This window comes from Pedobacter jeongneungensis, from assembly GCF_000633455.1.
GTDB classification, from domain to species: Bacteria; Bacteroidota; Bacteroidia; order Sphingobacteriales; family Sphingobacteriaceae; genus Pedobacter; species Pedobacter jeongneungensis_A.
Window position 1 is genome coordinate 26401 of the sequence record NZ_AYMG01000013.1, and the last position, 23564, is coordinate 49964.

Here is a 23564-nt window from a genome sequence, read left to right on the forward strand (position 1 = left end):
ATAATGCAGGAACGCATTCCGAATATTTATTCATTCAAGGTTAAGAAAATTAATGGCGAAGAGCAGCCGTTATCAGCCTACCGCAACAAAGTTGTTTTAATTGTAAATACAGCCTCCGAATGTGGTTTTACCCCTCAGTTAAAAGAACTGCAGCAGCTTAAAGACGAAATTAACAGTCCAGATTTTGAAATTTTAGGTTTTCCAACCAACGATTTTGGAAAACAGGAACCTTTAAATGGCTCCGATATTGCTTCTTTTTGTGAAATTAACCATGGCGTAAAATTCCCTGTTTTTGATAAGATTATGGTGCGTGGCGCACATGCCCATCCACTTTATCAGTTTTTGAGCGATAAGAAACAAAATTCAAAATTAAGTTCGAAACCCCGTTGGAACTTTCATAAATATATTGTGAACAAAAATGGCGAACTGGTCGATTATTTTTTACCATTCACCAAACCATTAAGTTCGAAAATTAAAAAGAAAATTCAGCAGTTGCTGAATCAAAATGCCCAATAATTACATCATGAAGTTAGATATTTTAGTTATAGCCGTGCACCCTGATGATGCAGAGCTTTGCTGTTCAGGTACTATTTTAAAACATATTGCCCTCGGTAAAAAAGTTGGAATTGTAGATTTAACCCGTGGTGAACTGGGTACACGCGGTACTGCCGAAACCAGAGATGGAGAAGCGGCAGATTCTGCAAAAATTTTGGGCTTACATGCCCGCGAAAATCTGGGTATGCGCGATGGTTTTTTTCAGAATGATGAGTTTCACCGTTTGGAGGTAATTAAAGTGATCAGGAAATACCAGCCTGAAATTATTTTAAGCAACGCATTGGAAGACCGTCACCCTGATCATGGCAGGGCTGGTGACCTGGTTTACGATTCGGTATTTTTATCGGGTTTGCCAAAAATCGAAACATCGGTAGATGGTGTTAAACAGGAAGCGCACCGTCCGAGATTATTATTGCAATATATTCAGGACCGGTACTTGAAGCCCGATATTATTGTAGATATCACTGAGCATATCGATAAGAAAATAGAATCCATTAAAGCTTTTAAAACACAGTTCTACAATCCTGATGTGGAAGGATTACAAACTTATATTTCATCTCCCGAATTTTTTGAAAGCATGATCGGTCGAGCCAGAGAATTTGGAAAAAGCATTGGCGCCACATTTGGCGAAGGCTTTACTTCGAGGAAATTGTTGGGTGTTGATAATTTATTTGATTTGAGGTAGCCGTTTATATAGCCGACATTTCTCTCGTTTTAATCAATAAATTTTTTCGTAACTGTAGAAAATAAAAAAAGGCAATCCTATATGGTTTGCCTTTTTTGCTTAAAAAGCGAATGATTATTTATTAGCATCAAAATTGCCCTTTATTTCACCAGCTTTGAACGCAGCTTGTGTTTTAAGGTCATCAACTTTATCTGCAGCTTTATCTGCCAAATCGCTGGCTTTATCTTTCAGGTTTTCGCCTGTAGCTTCTGCATTTCCCTTGGCTTCGCCGGCAGCAAATGCGCCTTTTGTTTTTAGCTCATCGTATTTATCGTCTGCCTTATCTTTTAACTCTTCGGCTTTGTCTTTTACATTTTCCCATGTATCCTCTGCCTTGTCCTTAACATCTTCCCAGGCATCTTCTGCCTTGTCTTTTAATTCGTTAAGTTTATTTTTTGCTTTATCGAAGAAACTTTGTTCCTGGTCCTGATTTTGATTTTCTATGCTCATAGCTAATTAAATTTTTCAAACTAACAACCTAAATCAGATATAGTTTTAAATTTTTGCGGGTGCCTTGCTAATGTCAAAAATTTTAGCACAAAACAACAAAAACACCCTTTATTTGTTATTCTCAAAACGAATAATAATGGCGAATATATTCTCATCTCTCAAAAACGCTTACAATCTTTTTAAACATGTAGATTTCGATAAATTAGAAGCTTTATCGAAAAAAGTCGATTTGCCGAAAATGGTCGAAACCATCTCGAGCCTGGATGATAAACAGATCCAGGGGATGATGAAAATGATGGGTGGTGGATCGGGCAAAAAGAAAGAATTGCCCCCAATTGAAGGTGATTTTTATCATCTGGGCGATGAAGCCTTAAAAGATGAAGACCGTGAACTTCAGTTAAAAGTTCGTGCTTTTTTAGAAAAAGAAGTAAAACCGATTGTGAACCATTACTGGAACAAGGCAGAATTCCCTTTCGAAATCATTCCAAAATTGGCCGAACTTAATATCTGTGGTTTAACCTATAAAGGTTATGGCTGTCCGGGTAAATCTAACTTGATGGAAGGTATCTTAGCGATGGAAATGGCGCGGATTGATACCTCAATTTCTACCTTTTTTGGTGTGCAGAGCGGTTTAGCCATGGGATCGATTTATTTATGCGGATCGGAAGAGCAGAAACAGCAATGGTTGCCACTGATGCAGCAATTTAAAATTATCGGGGCATTTGGTTTAACAGAGCCTGAAGTAGGTTCTGCGGCGGCGGGAGGCTTAACCACCACCTGTAAAAAAGTTGATGGTAAATGGGTGTTGAACGGACAGAAAAAATGGATCGGTAATGCGACTTTTGCTGACATCTTAATTATTTGGGCCCGCGATGAAGAAAGCGGTGATGTTAAAGGTTTTATTGTAAAGAAAGATAATCCGGGTTTTGCGGTAGAAAAAATGCAGGATAAAATGGCCTTGCGCATTGTACAGAATGGAATTATTACTTTAACCAATTGTGAGGTTGAAGAATCCGATCGTCTGCAAAATGCAAATTCATTTAAAGATACTGCCAAGGTATTGCAAATGACCAGGGCAGGAGTGGCCTGGCAGGCTGTGGGTTGTGCCCGTGGGGCGTATGAAAATGCATTGGAATATACGCGCAACAGAAAGCAATTTGGTAAACCCATTGCCTCTTTTCAATTAATTCAAAACCATCTGGTAGAGATGTTGTCAAACTTAACAGCTATGCAAACATTGTGTTTTCGGCTGTCTCAATTACAGGATCAGGGCTTATTGAAAGATGAGCATGCTTCGTTAGCAAAGGTATTCTGTTCGTTAAGAACACGCGATGTGGTGAGTAAAGCCCGTGAAGTAATGGGTGGAAACGGTATTTTATTAGAATATAATGTAGCCCGTTTCGTAGCCGACGCTGAGGCGATTTATTCGTATGAGGGTACGAAAGAAATTAATACGCTGATTGTAGGTAGGGCCATTACGGGGTTTTCTGCTTTTGTTTAGGAGCACTTCGTTAGTTGCTTGTCAGTCTGAGCGTAGTCGAAGACTTATATAGTATGATAAATTGCAGGATTTTTCGGGTTTGGAAATGAAAGTCAGTATTTCATCGGTGCTGTAGTCCTGCCATTCGCTGCAATCTTTTTGCGGGTTTTGAAGTGCTTGAAGTGAAGAGCCTCTGTTTTATAGCTTGCAGATGCTTTCCCGAAATCGGGACAGGAAGTGCCTCAGCATAACAGTATATTAAAGGTTGCTGCAAGCAAAAAGGATTTTCGCTGTTGTCAGGTTTATTGAAGAAGGACCTGTTGCCTGGACTGGGAGCATATATTTTGTGTGTTTCGTTCTGTGAGGACACAGACCGAGGATTAATTGTTAATTTAACCTAGTCCCAATGCCATGGCCTGTGTCTCCACAAGCCATCAAGTTTTTTATCAGGCTAATTATTATATTGGAATTATGGGTGTTTTATCTTGTAAGGGCACAGAACGAGGATAGTAGGGCTAAACTTTGTTTATAAACCCGATTGCAGCGAACATCCCGATTTTTTCTTCGGGATAAAGCGTAAAGCGGGACTGAAAATGCCAAATGCTCAGAACCCTTCATTTCCAAATAAATAAGGCTTTTAGGTGACTAAATTTCCTAATTTTATCTTCTGTTTAATACGGATGTTTATTAAACGCTACCTGGCTCATCGCACTTTTTTCATATAGGGCAATACAGGCTTTGTTAAAAGTTGGATCAAAGTTTACTTCTCCTGGCTGTAATGTATTTGGAACATTTCCATTTTGCATAAAGAAGTAAACTTTCGTATTCCCGTATTTAGTATGCGGCATTAAATTACCATAATCTTCCATTTCTTTCCACACCGAATCTTTAACCGTTACTACATAAATCCGTTGCACTGGGCCAGTATTATTTGCGTTTCTGTATTTCACTATTTCTGTGAAACCGGCTTTCATATCTTCAACCCCAGGCTGGTTAAAAGTATCTCTCACGATAAGGAAAGTTAAAATCAAGACAGCTGCGACGATGATGTAGGAAAGAGATTTTTTCTTCATACCTACAATAAAGGCAATATTTTTTCCATAACCGTCAAGCCTTCGTCAATATGCTTTTGTTCAATGCAAAGCGCCGGACGGAAACGTATGGTTTTCTCGCCACAACCCAAAAACATCACATTGTTTTCCAATCCTTTGCTGATAAAAGCATTCCGCATTTCTTTTGTTGGGAAATCGAAAGAACATAATAAGCCTCTTCCGCGTACATTATTCATTTTATCGAATTGATGTGATAATTTTTCTAAGTTATCTCTTAAATAAGTACCTACTTTCGTCGCATTTTCACACAGCTGGTCTTCTTCTATAATCTGTAAAATCTGCGTAGAGCGTACCATATCTACCAAATTACCTCCCCAGGTAGAATTGATGCGGCTGGGCACTTTAAATACATTGGTTTCAATTTCATCAACTTTATTTCCAACCAGGATACCGCAAACCTGCATTTTTTTACCAAAAGCGATGATATCAGGTCGGGCTTTCTCGCTAAAATGCTGGTGGCACCAGAATTTGCCGGTTAAACCTACGCCGGTTTGTACTTCATCGTAAATTAAAAATGCTTCATTTTCATCTGCCAATGTTTTAAGCTGAATTAAAAACTCCTCCCGTAAGTGGTTATCGCCACCTTCAGATTGTATCGGTTCTATAATGATGGCACAGATTTCATCTTTATTTTCAGCAAAAGCTTTTTTGATCTGCGCCAGCGAAGCTTCTTCAGTTGCGATGGCATGGTTTAAATGATTACCCGAAAGTGGGAATTTAACTTCTGGGACGGAAACCCTCGGCCAATCGAATTTGGCGAACCATTTGGTTTTATCGGGCAGGGTGTTGGTTAAACTTAAAGTATAGCCGGTACGACCATGAAAAGCCCTTTCGAAGTGTAAAACCTTAAAACCTTTTTCTTCCGTATATCCTTTGGCAAAGTTTTTTTGAACCTTCCAGTCCATGGCTACCTTAATTGCATTTTCTACCGCCAAGCCACCACCTGCAATAAAAAAAGCATGTGGCAGGTAATCGGGAATCCCAACTTTAGAAAATGTTTCAACAAACTGTGCATATTGCTGGGTATAAACATCCGAATTTGAAGGGTTGGCCAAAGCAGCCTGAAACAGACTTTTCTTAAACCCTTCATCGTTAATCATTTTAGGATGATTATAACCCAAAGGAACGGATGCGAAACAGGTAAAAAAATCGAGCAAAGTTCTATTATATTTCGAATCGTAAATGTAGGCACCATGACTCTTTTCCATATCATAAGTCAGGTCGAAACCATCGGCCAAAATGTGCTTTCTTAACGATTCGTTAACGCGATCTGCTGGTACTGTTAATTGATACATAAACTTGGATTTGGTATATTTCAAATTTAGTAAAATGTGCCTGGAATCAAAATTTAAGCACTTTTTGTAAGAAATACACAAAAAATAGGTTTAAACTGTTTAAAGTATGATTATAGACAAAATCGGGTTTCGGACTTCACAGATGTGGAAAACTTTTTTGCTAAAAACACTAATCGGAGCGCTTTTCAATACACTTATTCCGGATTCTATTTAGAAATATTCTTGCTTATTTTACCGGTTTCAACTCAGATTTTTATTTGTTTTTGGATTTGTATTTTTTAATAAATCGAAATGAATTTTTGACCTGCCTTTCAATATTTAGTTTTATGAAAAAAATAATTATTAATTTGGCTGTATAATTTAAATCATGAAATATACTTTAACGCTCCTGCTACTTTTTGTAACACTTACTACATTTTCGCAAATACCGCAACCTATAAAAGATACTTATGTAAATGATTTTGCAAAGGTGCTGTCGAAATCGCAAATTAAAAATTTAAACGATTCTATCAATCTGATTGAAAAAAGTTCGGGTGTACAGCTTGCTATTGTGATTGTAAATAAGATTCCAAAGGAATATGATATTGAAGAGTATTCGTTGCTTATTGCGCGCAGATGGAAAGTTGGCAATAAAGAGGACGGTTTAGTTTACGTAGCTGCTGTAAATCAGCGTAAGCAAAGGCTTGAAGTAGCCCGTAACATTGAGTCTATTTTTACTACCGAAAACAGCCAGGATGTATTAACAAAAACCAAAGCACATTTCCGCTTAAAGCATTATGGAAAGGGCATAGCGGCATTGGTATCAACTATTGCTTTTAAACTCGATAGTGCCGGTTATGGTAAAGCGCAGGCAGTTCAACCGCTAGCGGCTGTTAATGAAAAGAATGTTAAAGCACCAGCTCAAAAAACAGATGATTCAAGCCCTTCTGTTAAAGTTATTTTAGGAGTGCTTGTAGGAGTCGTACTTTTCTCCTTTTTTATGGCTTTCAGGTCTGGAGCAAGAAGATATAACGGTTACGGAGGTGGCTATAACAATAGTGGTAGAAGTAGTTTAGGATCATTTGCTTCAGGTGCGGCAACTGGTTTTATCTTTAATGAATTATTAGGCAGGCGTAGAAATAATAATCAACAACAATATCATGTGAATCAAGATAATCATCGCTGGCAAGATGAAGATTCCCAAAGTACAGGCAGTACAAGCGGTTTTGGAAATTGGGGATCGTCCAGGGGCAGTTCTGGAGGTGGCAGCTCATCGTCCAGCGGTGGCAGTTCATCTTCTAGTGGCGGCAGTTCATCTTCCAGCGGTGGGTTTTCAGGTGGTGGAGCCTCATCAGATTGGTAAAACAACAAAAATAGTTTACATTCATACAAAGAATTTAAGGCCTCTCATTTTAATGAGAGGCCTTTTTTATGCTAAAAATTATTTTTTAATCCTGTTCCGGATTTTTAAATGTTAATCTTACGTTTATTTGTGCTGAAATTAATCCTGCCTTAATTTATTTTGTATCTTCGTTTCAACCAAATACCATCCCGTCCCTAAAAAATATATGTTTAAAAATCTTAAGATTTTTCTGATTCTTATAGTTTTTTCTGTAATCCATGTTGATTTGGCCCTTGCCCAAAATAACCTGCTCTCGGTAAAATACATCGGTGTAGAAAAAGGTCTGTCGAATAACATCGTAAATTCCTTGTACCTGGATCATTTTGGTTTTATTTGGATGGGTACCTACGATGGACTAAACCGGTACGATGGCTACGGATTTAAGGTTTTCAGAAATAACTGGGGCATTGAAAATTCGCTGGTAAACAATCACATTACGGCGCTCAATGGCAGTGGATATAAAATTTGGATCGGTACCCAAAAAGGTATTTCTTATTATAACTATTCAGACGGGGAATTCCATAGCCTTAAATACCTTGAAAAAGGTCAGCCAATCAACTTATCTTTCTCCGTTAATTCAATTGCTATTGATAAAAGTTCGAATGTTTTCATTGCTACAGATGAGCATGGATTGTTTATGCTGAAAAAAGATGCGCCACTTGCTGAATATATAGGTTTAAACGGAGGTAAAATACACGCAGTGAAGGGTTTGTGTGTTGATGAACAGCACGATTTGTGGTTTTATGCTAAAGATTACGGCTTATGCAGGTATAATATCCAAAACGAGAAAACCCAGTTAAACAATTCGAAAATAAGAAATGTAACGGCCATTGTTAACGGTAAAAACGGAACACTTTGGATCGGTACCGAGCACGGTTTGTATACTTTTGATAAAGCGGCCAATAGCCTGAAGCAGGTAGATAACTATCCTGTTGCTGATAACATTATGGGGCTGATGCTGGATGGCGAAGGAAAGTTATGGGTATCAACTGATGGTAACGGATTGAGGGTTTACGATACCCAGCTTAAAAGTCTAAATAGTTTGCCTACAGGGCGCAATAAGGGCTTTATATCGAGTAATTCCATTGGTCAGGTGATTGAAGACGGTGAGAAAAGAAAATGGATTGCCACGTTGCGGGGAGGTGTAAACATCATTGATCAGGAAAATGCGCAGTTTCAGACGATCAAAAATGACCCTTTGAACAAAAATTCGCTCATTAATAATTTTGTGCTTTCTTTCTGCGAGGATAGTACCCAAAATATATGGATTGGTACCGATGGAGGTGGTTTGAGTGTGTGGAACAGAAAGACCAATACATTTAAAAATTATTTCGAAAACGATGGTAATGGCGCTTTAAAAAGCAATTTTATCACCAGCATATTGAGCGACGCTGAAAATAATGTTTGGGTAGGGAGTTTTAGTGGAGGTATTGACCGCTTTGACAAGCGATCGGGAAAATTTATCCATTACAGGTGTTACAATAGTGCAAGGGGGTTTGATGATATCAATATCTGGAAGCTCTTTTTGGATAAAAGTAAAAATATCTGGGCCGGTACCACGCGTGGCGGTGCACTGTACCTGTATAATAAAGCTTTAGATAAATTCGAGCTTTTTGATAACAGGCTTAAAGATATCCATACCCTGTTCGAAGATATGGAAGGCAATCTTTGGGCTGGTAATTACACACAGTTGATCAAGGTTGACCGGAAGTTTAAAAAACACATCTATTTTACGGTCAATACTGCCATTAGGGCCATAAATGAAGATGCCAAACACATGTTGTGGATCGGTACGGAAGGTGGAGGCCTTTTGTGCTTTAATCCCCGGACAAAGAAAATTAAACGCTATTTTGAACAGAACGGATTGCCCAGTAATTCTGTCCTCAATATTCTGCCCGATAAAAACGGCAGCTTTTGGTGCAGCACTTATAATGGTTTATCGCAATACAATCCGGTAACAGGGAAGTTTAAAAGTTATTATTCATCTGATGGCCTGCAGAGTAACCAGTTTAATTATAATGCGGCATTAAAATTAAAAGATGGTGCTTTTCTATTTGGTGGCACAGCAGGTTTCAACCTGTTCTATCCCTCAAAAATAAAGCAGAACCGCAGGGTGCCAAAAATTGTACTCACCGATTTTAGGATCAATAATATTCCGCTCAATCAGGATTCTGCCTATAAAAATACAACAGTAGTCAACCTGCAAAAAATTTCGATACCTTATAATGCAGCGGTTATATCTGTTGATTATGCAGCTATTGAGTTCTCTTTTCAGGATCAGATTGCTTATGCCTACTACTTAGAAGGCTGGGACAGGGACTGGAACTATGTAAACAAACTTTCTACGGCTTATTATTCGAGGCTGGATGAAGGTGAATATAAATTGCATATTAAAAGTACCGATACGGAAGGCAACTGGAGCAATAATGAAAAGATTATCGTGATCAAGATTCTGCCGCCCTGGTACCGTACCTGGTGGGCTTATGCGGCTTATATTATCTCGCTTTCTGCTGCGGTTTATGTTTTTCAGACTTACCGCAACAGGCAGCGTAATTTAAAACATGAGGTTGAAATTACGAACCTTAAAATGGAGCGTGAAAAGGACCTTAATGAGAAAAAAATTGATTTCTTTACCAATATTTCGCACGAATTACGGACACCACTTACCCTGATTGTTAACCCGATCAAAGACATTTTGAGCAGTAAGGAAGCCGGACAGGAAAAAAACGACCTCAATGTAGTTTACCGGAATTCGAGGCGCTTGTTGAGCCTGGTAGATCAATTGCTTCTTTTCAGGAAAATGGAGAGTGAGAACGATGCCTTAAACATTGTAAAAATAAACCTCTATAAATTTGCCAAAGAAATATTTTTATGCTTCGGTTATACCGCAAAAAACAATAACATCAATTATATTTTTGAATGTGAAGACGAAAGCATCGAGATTTATGCAGATCGGGATAAACTGGAGATTATTCTGTTCAATCTCCTATCTAATGCCCTAAAATTTACCCCAACGGGCGGAATGGTGAAATTAAGCATCGTTACACATCATAATGGGGTTAAAATTGAAGTGAGCGATAATGGTCCGGGTATTTCTAATGAGGTTGCGGAAAAACTCTTCGATAAATTTTATAAAGCTGCCGGTAAAGAATCTTTAAAAATGGGATTTGGCATCGGTTTGTACCTGGTAAAAAGCTTTGTAGAACTCCATAAAGGGAAAATATACTTTTCGTCGGTTAAAGGTGAAGGTACCACTTTTTCGATAGAGATGCCTTTGGGCGACTCTCCAACCGAACCGGTAGATTGCGCAGATGGCGACCAGTTGCTTTATATAAACGAACTGATGGCACAGGAAGAGGAAAGTCCTGATTTTGTGGAACAAGACACTAAAGGGAACCTTGAACTGCTGATTTCTGATTTGCATAGTATACTCGTTGTTGATGATAATACGGAGATTATCGGCTACATTAAACAGATTTTTCAGGATAAGTTTAAAATTTATAATGCTACAAATGGCCTCGATGGACTAAAAATATGCAAGGAAGTTTTGCCTGATATTATCATTTCGGATGTTAATATGGACGGGCTTAATGGTATTGAACTTTGCCGTGCCGTTAAAGAAGATTCTGAGCTGAGCCATATTCCGGTAATCCTGCTTACGGCCGATCCGAGCGCCGAGGTGCGTTTAAGTGGTATAGAAGTTGGTGCTTATGATTTTATCAGTAAACCTTTTGATAAGGAACTTTTTTCGGCCAAAATTAATGGCATCATCAAAAACAGGCAGAACCTGCAATCGTATTTTTATAATGAGATTACGCTTAAATCAGATGCGCATAAGGTTTCGCAGGAGGATAGGGGCTTTTTGCAAAATTGTATCAACATCATCGAAGATAACCTAACCGAAGAAAACTTTAGCGTAAAAAGCCTGGCCTCTGCATTGGGGATGAGCCACTCTAACCTGTATAAACGGATAAGGGCAACCTCCGGTCAATCGGTAAGTAGTTTTGTAAGGTTTATCCGTTTAAGAAAAGCAGCAGAATTACTGATCAATACCAACCTGAATATTAACGAGGCTGCTTTTAGGGTAGGCATTAACGATATTAAATATTTTAGGGAGCATTTCCAGAAATTGTTCAATCTCACGCCATCAGAGTTTGTAAAGAAACACCGTAAAACTTTTCATAAATATTATAATCTAAATTCGCTCGGTTAAACTTAATTAAGCTGTATACCTGTAATTTTCCTAAATCACCCCCTGTAAAGTATGATTTACCCCCCTGTTGCAAAGCGTAAAAAGTTGCTATTTAGCCAAACCAAATATAAACAGGAATTATCATTGTAAATTTAATATGCTTGTACCAATGGCTTTCCCTAAACTGTTATGATGTTGTATAAATTTAATTCTTATTCTTTGTTTCCCAATTCCCCGGCTAAAATTATAAGCCAAAAAACCTGTTTTTTATTCTTATTTACAGTTTTTGTAATATTGCTTTTGTCTTTTGGTCATTGTGAAGCACAGCAGGTGAAAATTAGCTCAATTGCCAATAACGGATGGGCCAATAATTCAGTAAATGCTGTTATTTTTCGTAAAAACTCGATTGTAACCTATAAAAACACTCAATATGCGGCTTATTATGATGCTGATCAGTTTGTAGTTTTGGCTAAAAGGCAAAGTAAAGCCAAATTCTGGATCTGCAATAAAACACAATATCAGGGTGATGCAACTGATGCGCATAAATCCATCAGCATTGCAGTTGATGGGGCAGGGTACCTGCATATTGCATGGGGGCAGCACAATAACCAGTTAAATTATGCTAAAGCAGTTTCTGCCGGTTCGCTTACCCTTGGCGAAAAAGAACAGATGCTTGGGAAAAAGGAAGAAAAAGTAAGTTATCCGGAATTTTATAAACTCAGCAACGGAGATTTGCTTTTTTTCTACCGCGATGGTGGTTCGGGCAATGGAAACTTAATGATTAACCGATATTCGGTTAGTGCCAGCCAATGGAGCCGTATACAAGACGGTTTAATTGATGGGGAAGGCAAGCGCAATGCGTATTGGCAGGTGGCAACCGATAAAGCCGGTGGACTACATATTTCATGGGTATGGCGCGAAAGTCCTGATGTGGCCAGTAACCATGATCTGGCTTATGCGAAATCAACTGATGGCGGCATGACCTGGGTAAAAAGCACGGGCGAAAAATATAAATTGCCCATCACGGCATCAAATGCAGAATATGCGCTTAAAATTCCCCAAAAAAGTGAATTAATTAACCAGACATCGATGTTTGCAGATGAAAACGGAAGAGTTTTTATCGCAGGATACTGGACAGATAAACCAGATTCCATTCCACAATACCACATTGTTTTTAACGATGGGAGCGGCTGGAAAGTAAATAAACTGGCATTCCGGAATACGACCTTTAGTTTAAGTGGCGGTGGCACCAAGAAAATTCCCATTTCCCGTCCGCAGATTATAGCCTGGCCTTACCAAAAAAGTTATGCTGCCGGAATTTTGTTCAGGGATGCGGAGCGAGGCAATAAAGCTTCTATTGCATTAAACCAGAATATTTACACCAATAACTGGAAAGTGGAAGACCTGACCCAAACCAGTGTGGGCGATTGGGAACCAAGTTACGATACCGAACTTTGGAAAGATCGCGGTATCCTGAATATTTACATCCAGAATGTAACGCAAATCGATGGGGAAGGGAAGGCGGCAATAAAGCCAACAACAGTACAGGTATTGGAGTGGCAGCCCAAAAAACAATAAATAAACTTAAACACACAAAGATTAAACTGAATATGAATTTGATTTCGCGCTTATGGCTGCTGGCTTTTTTAATCCCCTTTCAACTATCAGCACAAAAGAAAACCGCTGCAGGTGAAAAAATGTCGGCTTACCTGTTTGTGTATTTTACCGGAAACAATAAATCGGAAGAGGCCATACATTTTGCCATCAGTAATGATGGATTTACCTACAGGGCACTTAATAACGATCAACCTGTTTTATCTTCGGCAAGCATCAGCTCAAGCGGGGGCGTACGCGATCCGCATATTTTGCGTGGTGCTGATGGCAAAACATTTTACATGGTGGCCACTGATATGGAATCGGCTAAAGGATGGGATTCCAACCGGGCAATGGTGCTGCTAAAATCAACCGATTTAATCCACTGGAGTTCCAAAGTAGTCAATATTCAAAAGAGGTTTAAAGGGAACGACAGTTTAAAACGGGTGTGGGCACCGCAGACGATTTATGATGCGAAAGCCAAAAAATATATGGTGTACTGGTCGATGAAACATGGCAACCAGCCCGATATTATCTATTATGCTTACGCCAACGCAGATTTTACCGATCTGGAAACAGAACCCAAACAACTGTTTTTTAGTCCAACCAATGGTTCTTGTATCGATGGTGATATTATTTGCCACGATGGAAAATACAATCTTTTTTTCAAAACAGAAGGTGAAGGGAATGGCATTAAAAAAGCGGTTTCAAGCGAATTGACCAGTGGTTATGTGCAGGAAGATCATTATTTACAGCAAACCAAAGAAGCAGTAGAAGGTGCCGGGGTATTTAAGCTTAATAATAATAGCGGTTATATCTTAATGTACGATGTGTACATGAAAGGCCGTTACCAGTTTACCAGAAGTACGGATTTAAAAAACTTTAAAGTGGTTGATGAAGCCGTAAATATGAACTTCCATCCCCGCCATGGTACCGTTTTGCCCATTAGCTCGGCTGAAGCGGCACGGCTGGTGTCTAAGTGGTATTCGCCACAGGCAGTATTCGAATCGGCAACTGCTCCTGTTATCAAAACCAATAATATTATGGTCGATTCTACTGAAAACACCGTGTTTTTTCCGCTTAAGTATGGTACTAATTTAAAGGCGGTCAATCCACAGTTTATTTCTTTTCCGGGTATTGAAATTTCTCCGTCCGGACCGATCGATTTCAGTAAAGGAGCGGTAAGCATCAAAATTAAATTAGGAGCTAAAGCAGCTCAAACTTTTACGGCATCGGCTGAAATAAACAATAATCCGGTGTTGCCCGGTTATTTTGCTGATCCTGAAATTATTTATTCAAATCAAACGTCGAAATATTATCTATATCCAACCAGCGATGGTTTTACCGGCTGGAGTGGTACCTATTTTAAAACCTTTTCTTCTACCGATCTGGTGAACTGGAAAGATGAAGGCATCATTTTAGACCTGAACCGCGATGTAAGCTGGGGGAAAAGAAATGCATGGGCGCCAACCATTGCCGAGAAGAAAATCGGAGTTGAATTTAAGTATTTCTACTACTTTACTGCAGCCCAAAAAATAGGTGTTGCGGTTTCTGATCATCCGAGCGGGCCATTTAAAGACAGTGGCAGGGCATTGATTGATCAAAAGCCAAAAGGCATAAAAAACGGGCAGGAAATTGATCCGGATGTATTTACAGATCCCAAAACAGGCAAGAGTTATCTTTATTGGGGAAATGGTTACATGGCCTGTGCCCAATTGAACGATGATATGCTTACTATTGATAGCAGTACCGTAAAAATAATTACGCCGACCAAAAATTTCAGAGAGGGAACAGAGGTATTTTTCCGCAATGGAAAATATTATTTCCTATGGTCGGAAGATGATACCCGGAGCGAAAATTACAGGGTAAGTTATGGTTATTCAGATAATCCAACAGGCCCGATCACCATTCCTGAAAATAACCTCATTTTAGCCAAGGTACCTTCGGAGGGCATTTATGGCACTGGCCACAACAGCGTCATCCAGGTTCCGGGAAAAGATGAATGGTACATGGTATATCATCGTTTTACGATCCCCAAAGGCATTGGTATGGGCAGCGCCGCAGGTTATAACCGTGAGGTTTGCATCGATAAAATGGAATTCAATGCCGATGGTACCATCAAAAAAGTCATTCCAACCAGGAAAGGAATAAACCCAATCAAATAATGAAGAAAATATACATCACACTTATACTGGCAACACTGTTTTCGGTTATTGTAAGGGCACAAAACACAAGGCCAGAAGTACTCCAGATCATCAATAAAGTAAATCGTTACTGGCAAAGTAACAACAAGGCCGAAGTACGTGCTTTTTGGGATAATGCGGCCTACCATACAGGCAATATGGAAGTATTTGCACTAACTAAAGATGAAAACTATCGTAAATATTCAGAAGACTGGGCCAGGCATAACCAATGGATGGGGGCAAAATCAACCGATAAAATCCAGTGGAAATATAAATATGGCGAAACGGACGATTATGTGCTTTTTGGAGACTGGCAGATCTGTTTTCAAACCTATATCGACCTCTATCATTTAGATCCGCAGGAACATAAAATAGCCAGGGCAAAAGAAGTGATGGAGTATGAGATGGCGAGTCCTGCAAACGATTATTGGTGGTGGGCTGATGGTTTATACATGGTGATGCCGGTGATGACCAAACTCTACAAAACCACAGGAAATAAACAATATCTCGAGAAATTGCACGAATACTTTTCCTACGCTAACAGTATTATGTATGATCAGGAAACTGGTCTTTATTACCGCGATGCCAAATATGTGTACCCCAAACATAAAAGTGTAAACGGGCAAAAAGATTTTTGGGCGCGTGGCGATGGATGGGTTTTCGCCGGTTTGGCAAAAGTGCTTAAAGACCTGCCCAAAAACGATCAGCACCGAAAAGAGTACATCAGCAAATATAAAAGAATGGCCGATGCTATTATCAAAAGTCAGCAGGCCGAAGGCTATTGGACAAGGAGTATGTTGGATGCAGCACATGCCCCAGGCCCGGAAACCAGTGGCACAGCCTTTTTTACCTACGGTTTACTCTGGGGAATCAATAACGGTTACCTCAAAGAAAAAACTTACCTGCCTGCCGCCATAAAAGGCTGGAAATACCTTAGCGGAACGGCTTTGCAGGAAAATGGGAAAATAGGTTTCGTGCAGCCTATAGGAGAGAAGGCCATTCCGGGCCAGGTTGTCGATCAAAATTCGACTTCTAATTTTGGCGTGGGTGCTTTCTTGTTGGCAGGATGTGAATATTACAGATTTTTAAAAAAATAAAATGAAAACTTTATACAAAAGCTTATTGGTGATCGCGATTGCTGCTTTAACCTTACCGGTATCGGCACAGAAAAAGAAAAAAATTGCCGAAAACTTAAGCGACAGACAATTTTGGCTGCAGCAGATGGATAAAATGGTAAGGCCGGTTTTGTATAACCTGGCTAAAGATAGTCTGCGCATTGCGATGCCGCAGGTTACCTCTATCCATATTGATAATAAAGAACACCGCATAAAAGTACAGTATGTAGAGGTTTTGGGACGTGTTTTAAGCGGAATAGCACCATGGCTGCAATTAGAAGATGGAGACGCAAAGGAAATTGCGCTCCGCAAACAATACCGCGAATGGGTGTTACAGGGTTTGAAAAACTCACTAGATTCGAACGCCAAAGATTTTATGAACTATGATATAGGCGGACAGCAACTGGTAGATGCTTCTTATGTGGCATTGGCCTTAATCAGGGCACCATGGATATGGGAACATCTGGATGCTAAAAATCAATCGCTAATGATGAAATCGATCGTCACCACCCGTAAATTTAAACCTGTATTTTCAAACTGGCTGTTGTTTTCGGCCATGAACGAGGCTTTTTTGGCTAAATTCGGTTACAGTTGGGACCCTATGCGTGTAGATTATGCCTTACAGCAAATGGAACAATGGTATGTGGGCGATGGCATGTATAAAGATGGCAGCACTTATGCTTTCGATTACTACAACAGTTATGTGATCCATCCATACCTCGCCAAAATAGCCGATATTATCGGTGCCAAGGTAAAGGACTATAACGGCATGTTCGAAAAAATAAAGAAAAGAAACGAACGTTATGCCATTATCCAGGAGCGTTTAATCAATACCGATGGAACTTATCCTGCTACCGGCCGATCTATCGTTTACCGTGGTGGTGCCTTTCACCATCTGGCAGATATGGCTTATAGAAAAGCCTTGCCTAAACAGCTAAGTCCTGAGCAGGTACGCTGTGCGCTCACCGCTGTAATCAGAAAAACACTCGAAAGCCCCACCACTTATAAAAACGGTTGGTTAACCATAGGTTTGTACGGTTCGCAGCCCGATCTAGGTGACTTTTACAATAACCAGGGTAGTCCTTACATCTGTACCAATATTTTTCTTCCCCTGGGTTTGCCTGCCAGCGATCCCTTTTGGTCTAACCCACCTGTAAAATGGAGTGCCCAGCGCATCTGGGCCGGAGAAGATTTTCCGAACGACCACAGTGCCGATTTAAGATAACATATCAACTTTAGCGTAATGTTATTAAGTTGAGAATTTTTAACCAAAGATGCACACAGATAAACACGGATTGATATCTGTGTGTATCCTTTTCATCTGCGGTTAAATAGGGATATACTTATATTTTTTAAAATAAACGTTTTTTAAACGTTTAAAAATCTGTTAATTTTCGTCAAATTGCTAGAAACGGCCCTTTTTTAACAAAAAATCAGAATTTAACCCCCCTTAATTACCGTATTACCCCTCACTGGGGAGGTGATATTTGTGCTTAATTTGTTTAATCCAAATATAAAACTATCCCCACATGTAACTAAATCACCATCACCCGTCATCAGGAAAGTCTCTGATTGACCGCGGAAAGAAAAATGTCAATTATGCTGTAATTGATTTTTACCCCTAATAACTAACCAAATTATATTATGCAAAAAAAATTACTATCATCATTAAAGTATATGGCGCTGCTGGCAATATTCGTTATTGCGGGTGCAGGTCATCTGTTCGCCCAAACTGTTCCAGCAGAAATAAGCGGTACGGTACAGGATGCTAAGGGTGTGCCGATCCCTGGTGTTACCGTAAAAAACTTAACTTCCGCAAAAGTAGTCGTATCAGATGGCAACGGAAGGTATAAGATAGCCGCTGCTAAAGGCGAGAGCTTATCTTACAGTTATATTGGTTATACCACCATTACGCAGGTTGTTGCCAACCAGGCGGTGGTAAATGTAAAACTCCAGGAAGCTGGCGACAAAACATTAAACGATGTGGTGGTTGTGGGTTATGGTACGCAGAAAAGATCGGATGTTACTGGTTCAGTGGTATCAGTACCTAAAGCAAGGCTGTCGCAGTTGCCTGTAACCAACGTAATGCAGGCTTTGGAAGGTGCAGTTGCGGGGGTTAATGTGACCACTACTTCATCAGTACCTGGTAGTCAACCTGCAACGCTGGTGCGTGGGCAGAATTCGATAAACGCCAACTCAGGCCCTTATGTGGTGGTAGATGGTGTTCCGTTGACTAAAACAGGCGGTTCGCTGAATGATATCAATCCAAATGATATTGCTTCGATGGAAATTTTGAAAGATGCCAGTGCAACTGCAATTTATGGTACAAATGGTTCAAACGGTGTAATTTTGATCACCACAAAAAGAGGAACTTCGGGCAAACCGGTAATCCGTTATAGTGGTTATGCCGGATTAGAAAACCTGGCCCATATCTTAACTCCACGCAGTGGCGAAGAATATGTTCAAAAATATGCTGATTATTTAAAACAGACCAATCAGGTGCAACAGCGTCCGGTGCCTAATATCGGCGAACTTCCAGCCTATAATGCCGGTACCACTACCGATTGGGTAAAAGAAGCAACACAACAAGGACAGATGCAAGATCACAACCTGAGTATCTCGGGTGGCTCTCCTGATGTAAAATATTTTATTTCCGGCGATTACCTCAAACAAAAAGGTGTGGTAAAAGGCTATCAGTTTAACCGCGTTGCCCTGCGTTCTAACCTGGATGTAAATGTAACCAGTTTCTTAACGGTTGGTACTTCATTGTTCCTTACCAGCAACAATTATGATGGCGGAAGGGCAAACTTATTGTTCGCTACTGCCATGAGCCCTTACGGACAGGAATATAATGCAAATGGAACTTATGCCATTTATCCAATGAACCCGGAGCAGTTGTATACCAATCCGCTTTTAGGCTTAAACACTACCCAGATCAGCAGAACAACCAATATTAATGGAAACGGTTATGCAGAAATTAAATTCCCTGGGGTGTTGCAAGGTTTAAAATACAGATTAAATGCGGGTTATACCTATTTCCCAAAAAGGGAGGGAAGTTACATCGGTCGTTTAGCTAACGATATGCTGGGTACGGCCAGAAGTTTCAATGCCTCTACAAATAGTTACACAGTAGAAAATATCTTAACCTATTCAAAAGACATTAAAAAGCATCACTTCGATTTTACGGCGCTTTACAGTGCCCAGGAACGTAAATACAATGAAACCACAGCTGGTGGCGTTGGCTTTATAAACGACGAACTGGGTTTAGATAATATCGGGGCCGGTGCAACACAAACCAGTGGTTCTTACCGCGATAGATATGGCCTTAATTCGCAAATGGGACGTTTGTTCTATTCGTATGATAGCCGTTATTTATTAACCTTAACTGCCCGTAGAGATGGTTCATCGGTATTTGGCGCAAACACCACCAAATATGGCGTTTTCCCTTCTGCAGCGATCGGCTGGAACATTTCTAATGAAAGTTTTATGAAAAATGTTTCGTTGGTCAATAACCTGAAATTGAGACTTTCTTATGGTAAAACAGGTAACGAGGCCATTCCGGTTTACAGAACCATTACCACCGACGGAACATCCCGTTCGCCATTTAACGGCATCAGTACCATTGGCGTACAGGCAAGCAATCTGGGTAATACCTCATTGCAGTGGGAAACCACAAAAACAGCTAACATTGGTATCGATTTTGGGATCCTTAAAAACAGGATCAACGGTAGCATTGAGGCTTATCAGAACAAAACCAGCGGATTATTATTGTTAAGAAGCCTGCCGATTATTACCGGTTATAACAATGTTTATGATAATATCGGTAAAACAGAAAACAGGGGTTTAGAGCTAACCTTAAATACACAAAACTTTGTTGGCGATAAATTCCGTTGGGAAACCATGTTGGTATTTGCCACTAACAAAAATAAAATTACTTCATTATATGGCGATGGAAAGGACGATTTAGGAAACAGGTGGTTTTTAGGTCAGCCGATTAGCATTGTTTACGATTACAAAATGACAGGTGTTTGGCAGACTGGAGAAGACGTTTCAAAACAGGACCCAACTGCCAAACCAGGAAGCTTAAAATTTGCTGATTTAAATGGTGATGGAAAAATCACTGCAGATGACAGGACTATTTTAGGTCAGATTGCACCAAAATGGACCGGTGGTATTACCAATACTTTCCATTACAAAAATGTTAACCTGAGCATTTTTATTCAAACCGCACAGGGAATGACGAAAAACAACCCTGATTTAACCTATGGTGATGAAACAGGCCGTAGAAATACACCAGCCGAAATTGGATACTGGACGCCTGAAAACATGAGCCAAACCAGGCCGGCACTATCTTATAACAATACTTTAGGATATGGCTATGCTTCGGATGCAAGTTATACCCGCATTAAAGATATTACGTTGAGTTACGTTTTTGGTCAGTCGGTTTTAGATAAACTGCACCTTGGTAGTTTAACCGTTTATGCCAGTGGCCGTAACCTGCACACCTTTACCAAATGGGTAGGCTGGGATCCTGAAAACAATTATTCTACCCGTGGCTCCGGCGACTGGGTAAATAACTATCCCATCACCAGGACTTTTGTGTTCGGTTTAAATGTTTCATTACGTTAAATTTTATTATCATGAAAAAGAATATAACCATCATAGCAGCATTAGCGGTATTACTTTTTGCATTTTCATCATGTAAAAAAGCATTTCTGGATGAAAAACCCTTTTCTGCATATACTCCATTAACACTTACCGATTCCCTGGGCTTCGAGGCCTCTTTAATCGGTTTATATAACCATACCAGTACCATCTTTTCGTGGTCTGACCAGCAAGGATGGCCAAGTGTTTGGCAGGTGGGTACCGATGTTGCCAATGCAACCAATAACCAGCAGGGCGTAGAAATTCCTTATTATAACTATGCCACTTTAACCCCGACCGATAATGGTTCTGCCCGCACCTGGAACAGGAACTACATTATGATTAATTTAACCAACATTATTGTTGATGGGATCGAAAACCCTTCTGTTACCACGTTAAGTGCCAAAGGGAAAAGCCTGGTAAGTGCCGAAGCTAAATTTTTCAGAGCTTATGCCTATAATAACCTGGCTACCTGTTATGGTGGTGTACCTTTGATTGTTCATGCCTTAAGCGGTCCAAAAACCGATTTTGTGCGTGCACCGCTAGATGATGTAAACAATTTTATTGTGAGCGATCTCATTTATGCTGCGGCAAACTTACCTGATATCGAAGCGGTAAAAACCAATTCGAAAGGTAAAATGTATGGCAGGGCCAACCGTTTTATGGCGATGCAGCTTCTTGCTGAGGTGTACCTTAGAATGAACAAACCAGATTTGGCAGAACAACAGGCACAGGCCATTATTGCCAGCGGAAAATTCAGTTTAATTAAAAACCGCTATGGTGTAAAAACCAGTGTGGCCGGCGATTATTATTCTGATATGTTCCAGTATGGAAATCAGAGGCGCTCACAAGGCAATACAGAAGCCATCTGGGTGTTAGAACAAGAAAATCCAACCAGTGTGGTAGGCGGTATTACCGATAACCCGCAACAGCGTAGGGTATGGGGTGCAGCCTATTATAATATTGCAGGTATGGCATTGGCCGATTCGTTAGGTGGTCGTTCCATTGGCCGTTTGCGTTTAAGTAACTGGGTTTTATATGGCTTGTATAAAGGAAAAGATATCAGAAATTCTCAATACAATATTCGTAGAAGATACTATTACAACGATCCGAACCCTACTTATGCCGCAAGATATGGCAAACAGGTGCCTTTTACAGGACCAGATACCCTGATCAATATTTGTCCGAGTACTACTAAATGGGGTGCTTTCGATCCGAATGATACTTTTGGTTATGCCATGATCAAAGATTTTATCCTGATGCGCCTGGGCGAAACTTATTTATTACTGGCCGAAGCACAGGTAAAACAGGGTAAAACCAATGAAGCAGCAAATACCATTAATGTATTGAGAACGCGTGCAGGAGCAGATCAGGTTTCGGCATCACAAATGACAATGGATTTTATTTTGGATGAACGTGCCCGCGAGCTGATTGGAGAGGAAAACAGAAGGATGACTTTAATGAGAACAGGTACCCTGGTAGAAAGAGCACTTCGTTTAAACTCAAACGATGCTTCTAAACCAATCACAGGATTAACGGCTAAAAATTTATTGTTACCGATTCCATTGGGCGAAATACAACTAAATAAAGATGCCGTTATTACCCAAAATCCAGGTTACTAATAAGTATAGTTGATTATCAGGGTCATCGCTAATTGGTGACCCGATAATTAAAACATTGATTATCTTACTGCATCAAATTTTTTTCAAAACAAAACCTGATTATGCTTAAAACCAAATTATCCCTTGCACTGATTTTATTCTTTATTTCATTTTCGAATAGTTTATTGGCACAGGAAAAGCTGAATGCTTTCTTTCCCGGTAAAATATGGAAAGACAATAATGGTGTGCATATCAATGCACATGGAGGCGGTATTGTAGAATACAAAGGAACCTATTATTGGTATGGAGAACATAAAATTGAAGGCGAAAAAGGAAATACAGCGCAGGTGGGCGTACACTGTTATTCCTCAAAAGATTTATATAACTGGAAAGACGAAGGCATTGCCCTAGCCGTTTCTGATGATCTGAAAAGCGATATTGCTAAAGGATGTATTTTGGAGCGTCCGAAAGTGGTGTACAACAAAAAGACCAAAAAGTTTGTCATGTGGTTCCATTTAGAGCTTTTGGGTAAAGGTTACGAAGCTGCCCGTGCAGGCGTGGCCGTTGCTGATAAAGCAACAGGACCTTATACATTTATTAAAAGTTACAGGCCAAATGCAGGCAAAATGCCATTTTATACAAATGGTACACCTTTAACCGAGCAGGTAAACTGTGATAAACCAGCCAATAAAAGCGATGGTTTCTTCTGCCGCGATTTACCTGGAGGCCAAATGGCCAGAGATATGACAGTTTTTGTTGATGACGATGGCAAAGCTTACCACATCTTCTCTTCCGAAGAAAATTTTACCCTGCACCTTGCAGAGTTAACACCAGATTATTTAAGCCATACAGGAAAATTCATCAGGATATATGTGGGGCATCAAACCGAAGCACCTGCGCTGTTCAAAAAGGATGGAACTTATTACATGGTAGGCTCAGGTTGTACCGGTTGGGCACCCAACCCGGCCAGGTGGTTTAAATCAAAATCTATTTTCGGTCCATGGGAGTTTATGGGCAATCCTTGTGAAGGCGAAAAATCAAATATTACATACGGAGGCCAGAGTACCCATGTGCTGCCTGCCCCGGGTAAAAAAGGCGAATTTATTTTTATGGCCGATAAATGGGAGCCTAAAAATGCAATCGATGGCCGTTATTTATGGTTACCGATCAAATTTGATAAAGGAGATATCAAAATCAGCTGGCTCGATAAGTGGGACCTGAGTATCTTCAAATAAACTA

15 protein-coding genes are annotated in these 23564 nt (G+C 39.9%); 12 read left to right on the forward strand and 3 right to left on the reverse strand.

Annotated features, from left to right (window positions below; genetic code table 11):
• Window positions 1-3 precede the first annotated feature (3 nt).
• The gene (locus tag U859_RS0112305) at window positions 4-516 is read left to right on the forward strand and encodes a glutathione peroxidase (RefSeq protein WP_029985702.1); all 513 of its coding nucleotides are present in this window, start codon (window positions 4-6) and stop codon (window positions 514-516) included.
• A 7-nt stretch (window positions 517-523) separates the two neighbouring features.
• A complete protein-coding gene (bshB1, locus tag U859_RS0112310) occupies window positions 524-1240 on the forward strand; it encodes a bacillithiol biosynthesis deacetylase BshB1 (RefSeq protein WP_025143672.1) in 717 nt (238 codons plus the stop codon).
• Window positions 1241-1354: 114 nt separating this feature from the next.
• On the opposite strand, the gene U859_RS31080 is transcribed toward bshB1, so the two are convergent.
• Window positions 1355-1729: a YtxH domain-containing protein gene (locus tag U859_RS31080; protein WP_025143673.1), complete on the reverse strand. Its 375-nt coding sequence runs from the start codon at window positions 1727-1729 to the stop codon at window positions 1355-1357.
• Between the two features lie 136 nt (window positions 1730-1865).
• Here U859_RS31080 and U859_RS0112320 point away from each other — a divergent pair, with 136 nt between their 5' ends.
• Entirely contained in the window at window positions 1866-3230 is a 1365-nt protein-coding gene (locus tag U859_RS0112320) for an acyl-CoA dehydrogenase family protein (RefSeq protein ID WP_025143674.1), read from the forward strand.
• Window positions 3231-3880: 650 nt separating this feature from the next.
• Here the strand turns inward: U859_RS0112320 and U859_RS0112325 are convergent.
• Entirely contained in the window at window positions 3881-4282 is a 402-nt protein-coding gene (locus U859_RS0112325) for a hypothetical protein (RefSeq protein ID WP_025143675.1), read from the reverse strand.
• 2 nt (window positions 4283-4284) lie between these two features.
• Window positions 4285-5616 carry an L-lysine 6-transaminase gene (lat, locus tag U859_RS0112330; protein ID WP_025143676.1) on the reverse strand — a complete coding sequence of 444 codons (1332 nt, stop codon included), beginning with the start codon at window positions 5614-5616 and terminating at the stop codon, window positions 4285-4287.
• 367 nt (window positions 5617-5983) lie between these two features.
• Between lat and U859_RS0112335 the strand changes: the two genes are divergently transcribed.
• The 9 genes from U859_RS0112335 to U859_RS0112375 all read left to right on the forward strand — a co-directional run bounded on the left by U859_RS0112335 (window position 5984) and on the right by U859_RS0112375 (window position 23560).
• Entirely contained in the window at window positions 5984-6958 is a 975-nt protein-coding gene (locus U859_RS0112335; protein WP_025143677.1) for a TPM domain-containing protein, read from the forward strand.
• Between the two features lie 205 nt (window positions 6959-7163).
• Complete coding sequence (locus U859_RS0112340) at window positions 7164-11210, forward strand: hybrid sensor histidine kinase/response regulator transcription factor (RefSeq protein ID WP_025143678.1); 4047 nt, start codon at window positions 7164-7166, stop codon at window positions 11208-11210.
• 309 nt (window positions 11211-11519) lie between these two features.
• Complete coding sequence (locus U859_RS0112345) at window positions 11520-12767, forward strand: BNR repeat-containing protein (protein ID WP_240183044.1); 1248 nt, start codon at window positions 11520-11522, stop codon at window positions 12765-12767.
• Between the two features lie 32 nt (window positions 12768-12799).
• Window positions 12800-14947 (forward strand): family 43 glycosylhydrolase, encoded by a 2148-nt coding sequence (locus U859_RS0112350; protein ID WP_029985706.1) that lies wholly within the window; start codon window positions 12800-12802, stop codon window positions 14945-14947.
• Window positions 14947-16062 carry a glycoside hydrolase family 88 protein gene (locus U859_RS0112355; RefSeq protein WP_025143681.1) on the forward strand — a complete coding sequence of 372 codons (1116 nt, stop codon included), beginning with the start codon at window positions 14947-14949 and terminating at the stop codon, window positions 16060-16062. The genes U859_RS0112350 and U859_RS0112355 overlap by 1 nt, the downstream gene beginning before the upstream one ends.
• Window position 16063: 1 nt before the next feature.
• Window positions 16064-17305 carry a DUF2264 domain-containing protein gene (locus tag U859_RS0112360; RefSeq protein WP_025143682.1) on the forward strand — a complete coding sequence of 414 codons (1242 nt, stop codon included), beginning with the start codon at window positions 16064-16066 and terminating at the stop codon, window positions 17303-17305.
• Between the two features lie 419 nt (window positions 17306-17724).
• Complete coding sequence (locus U859_RS0112365; protein WP_025143683.1) at window positions 17725-20709, forward strand: SusC/RagA family TonB-linked outer membrane protein; 2985 nt, start codon at window positions 17725-17727, stop codon at window positions 20707-20709.
• 11 nt (window positions 20710-20720) lie between these two features.
• Window positions 20721-22346, forward strand: coding sequence for a RagB/SusD family nutrient uptake outer membrane protein (locus U859_RS0112370; RefSeq protein ID WP_025143684.1), 1626 nt, complete (start codon window positions 20721-20723; stop codon window positions 22344-22346).
• 101 nt (window positions 22347-22447) lie between these two features.
• On the forward strand, window positions 22448-23560 hold the full coding sequence (locus U859_RS0112375; RefSeq protein WP_025143685.1) for a glycoside hydrolase family 43 protein: 1113 nt from the start codon (window positions 22448-22450) through the stop codon (window positions 23558-23560).
• Window positions 23561-23564 lie beyond the last annotated feature (4 nt).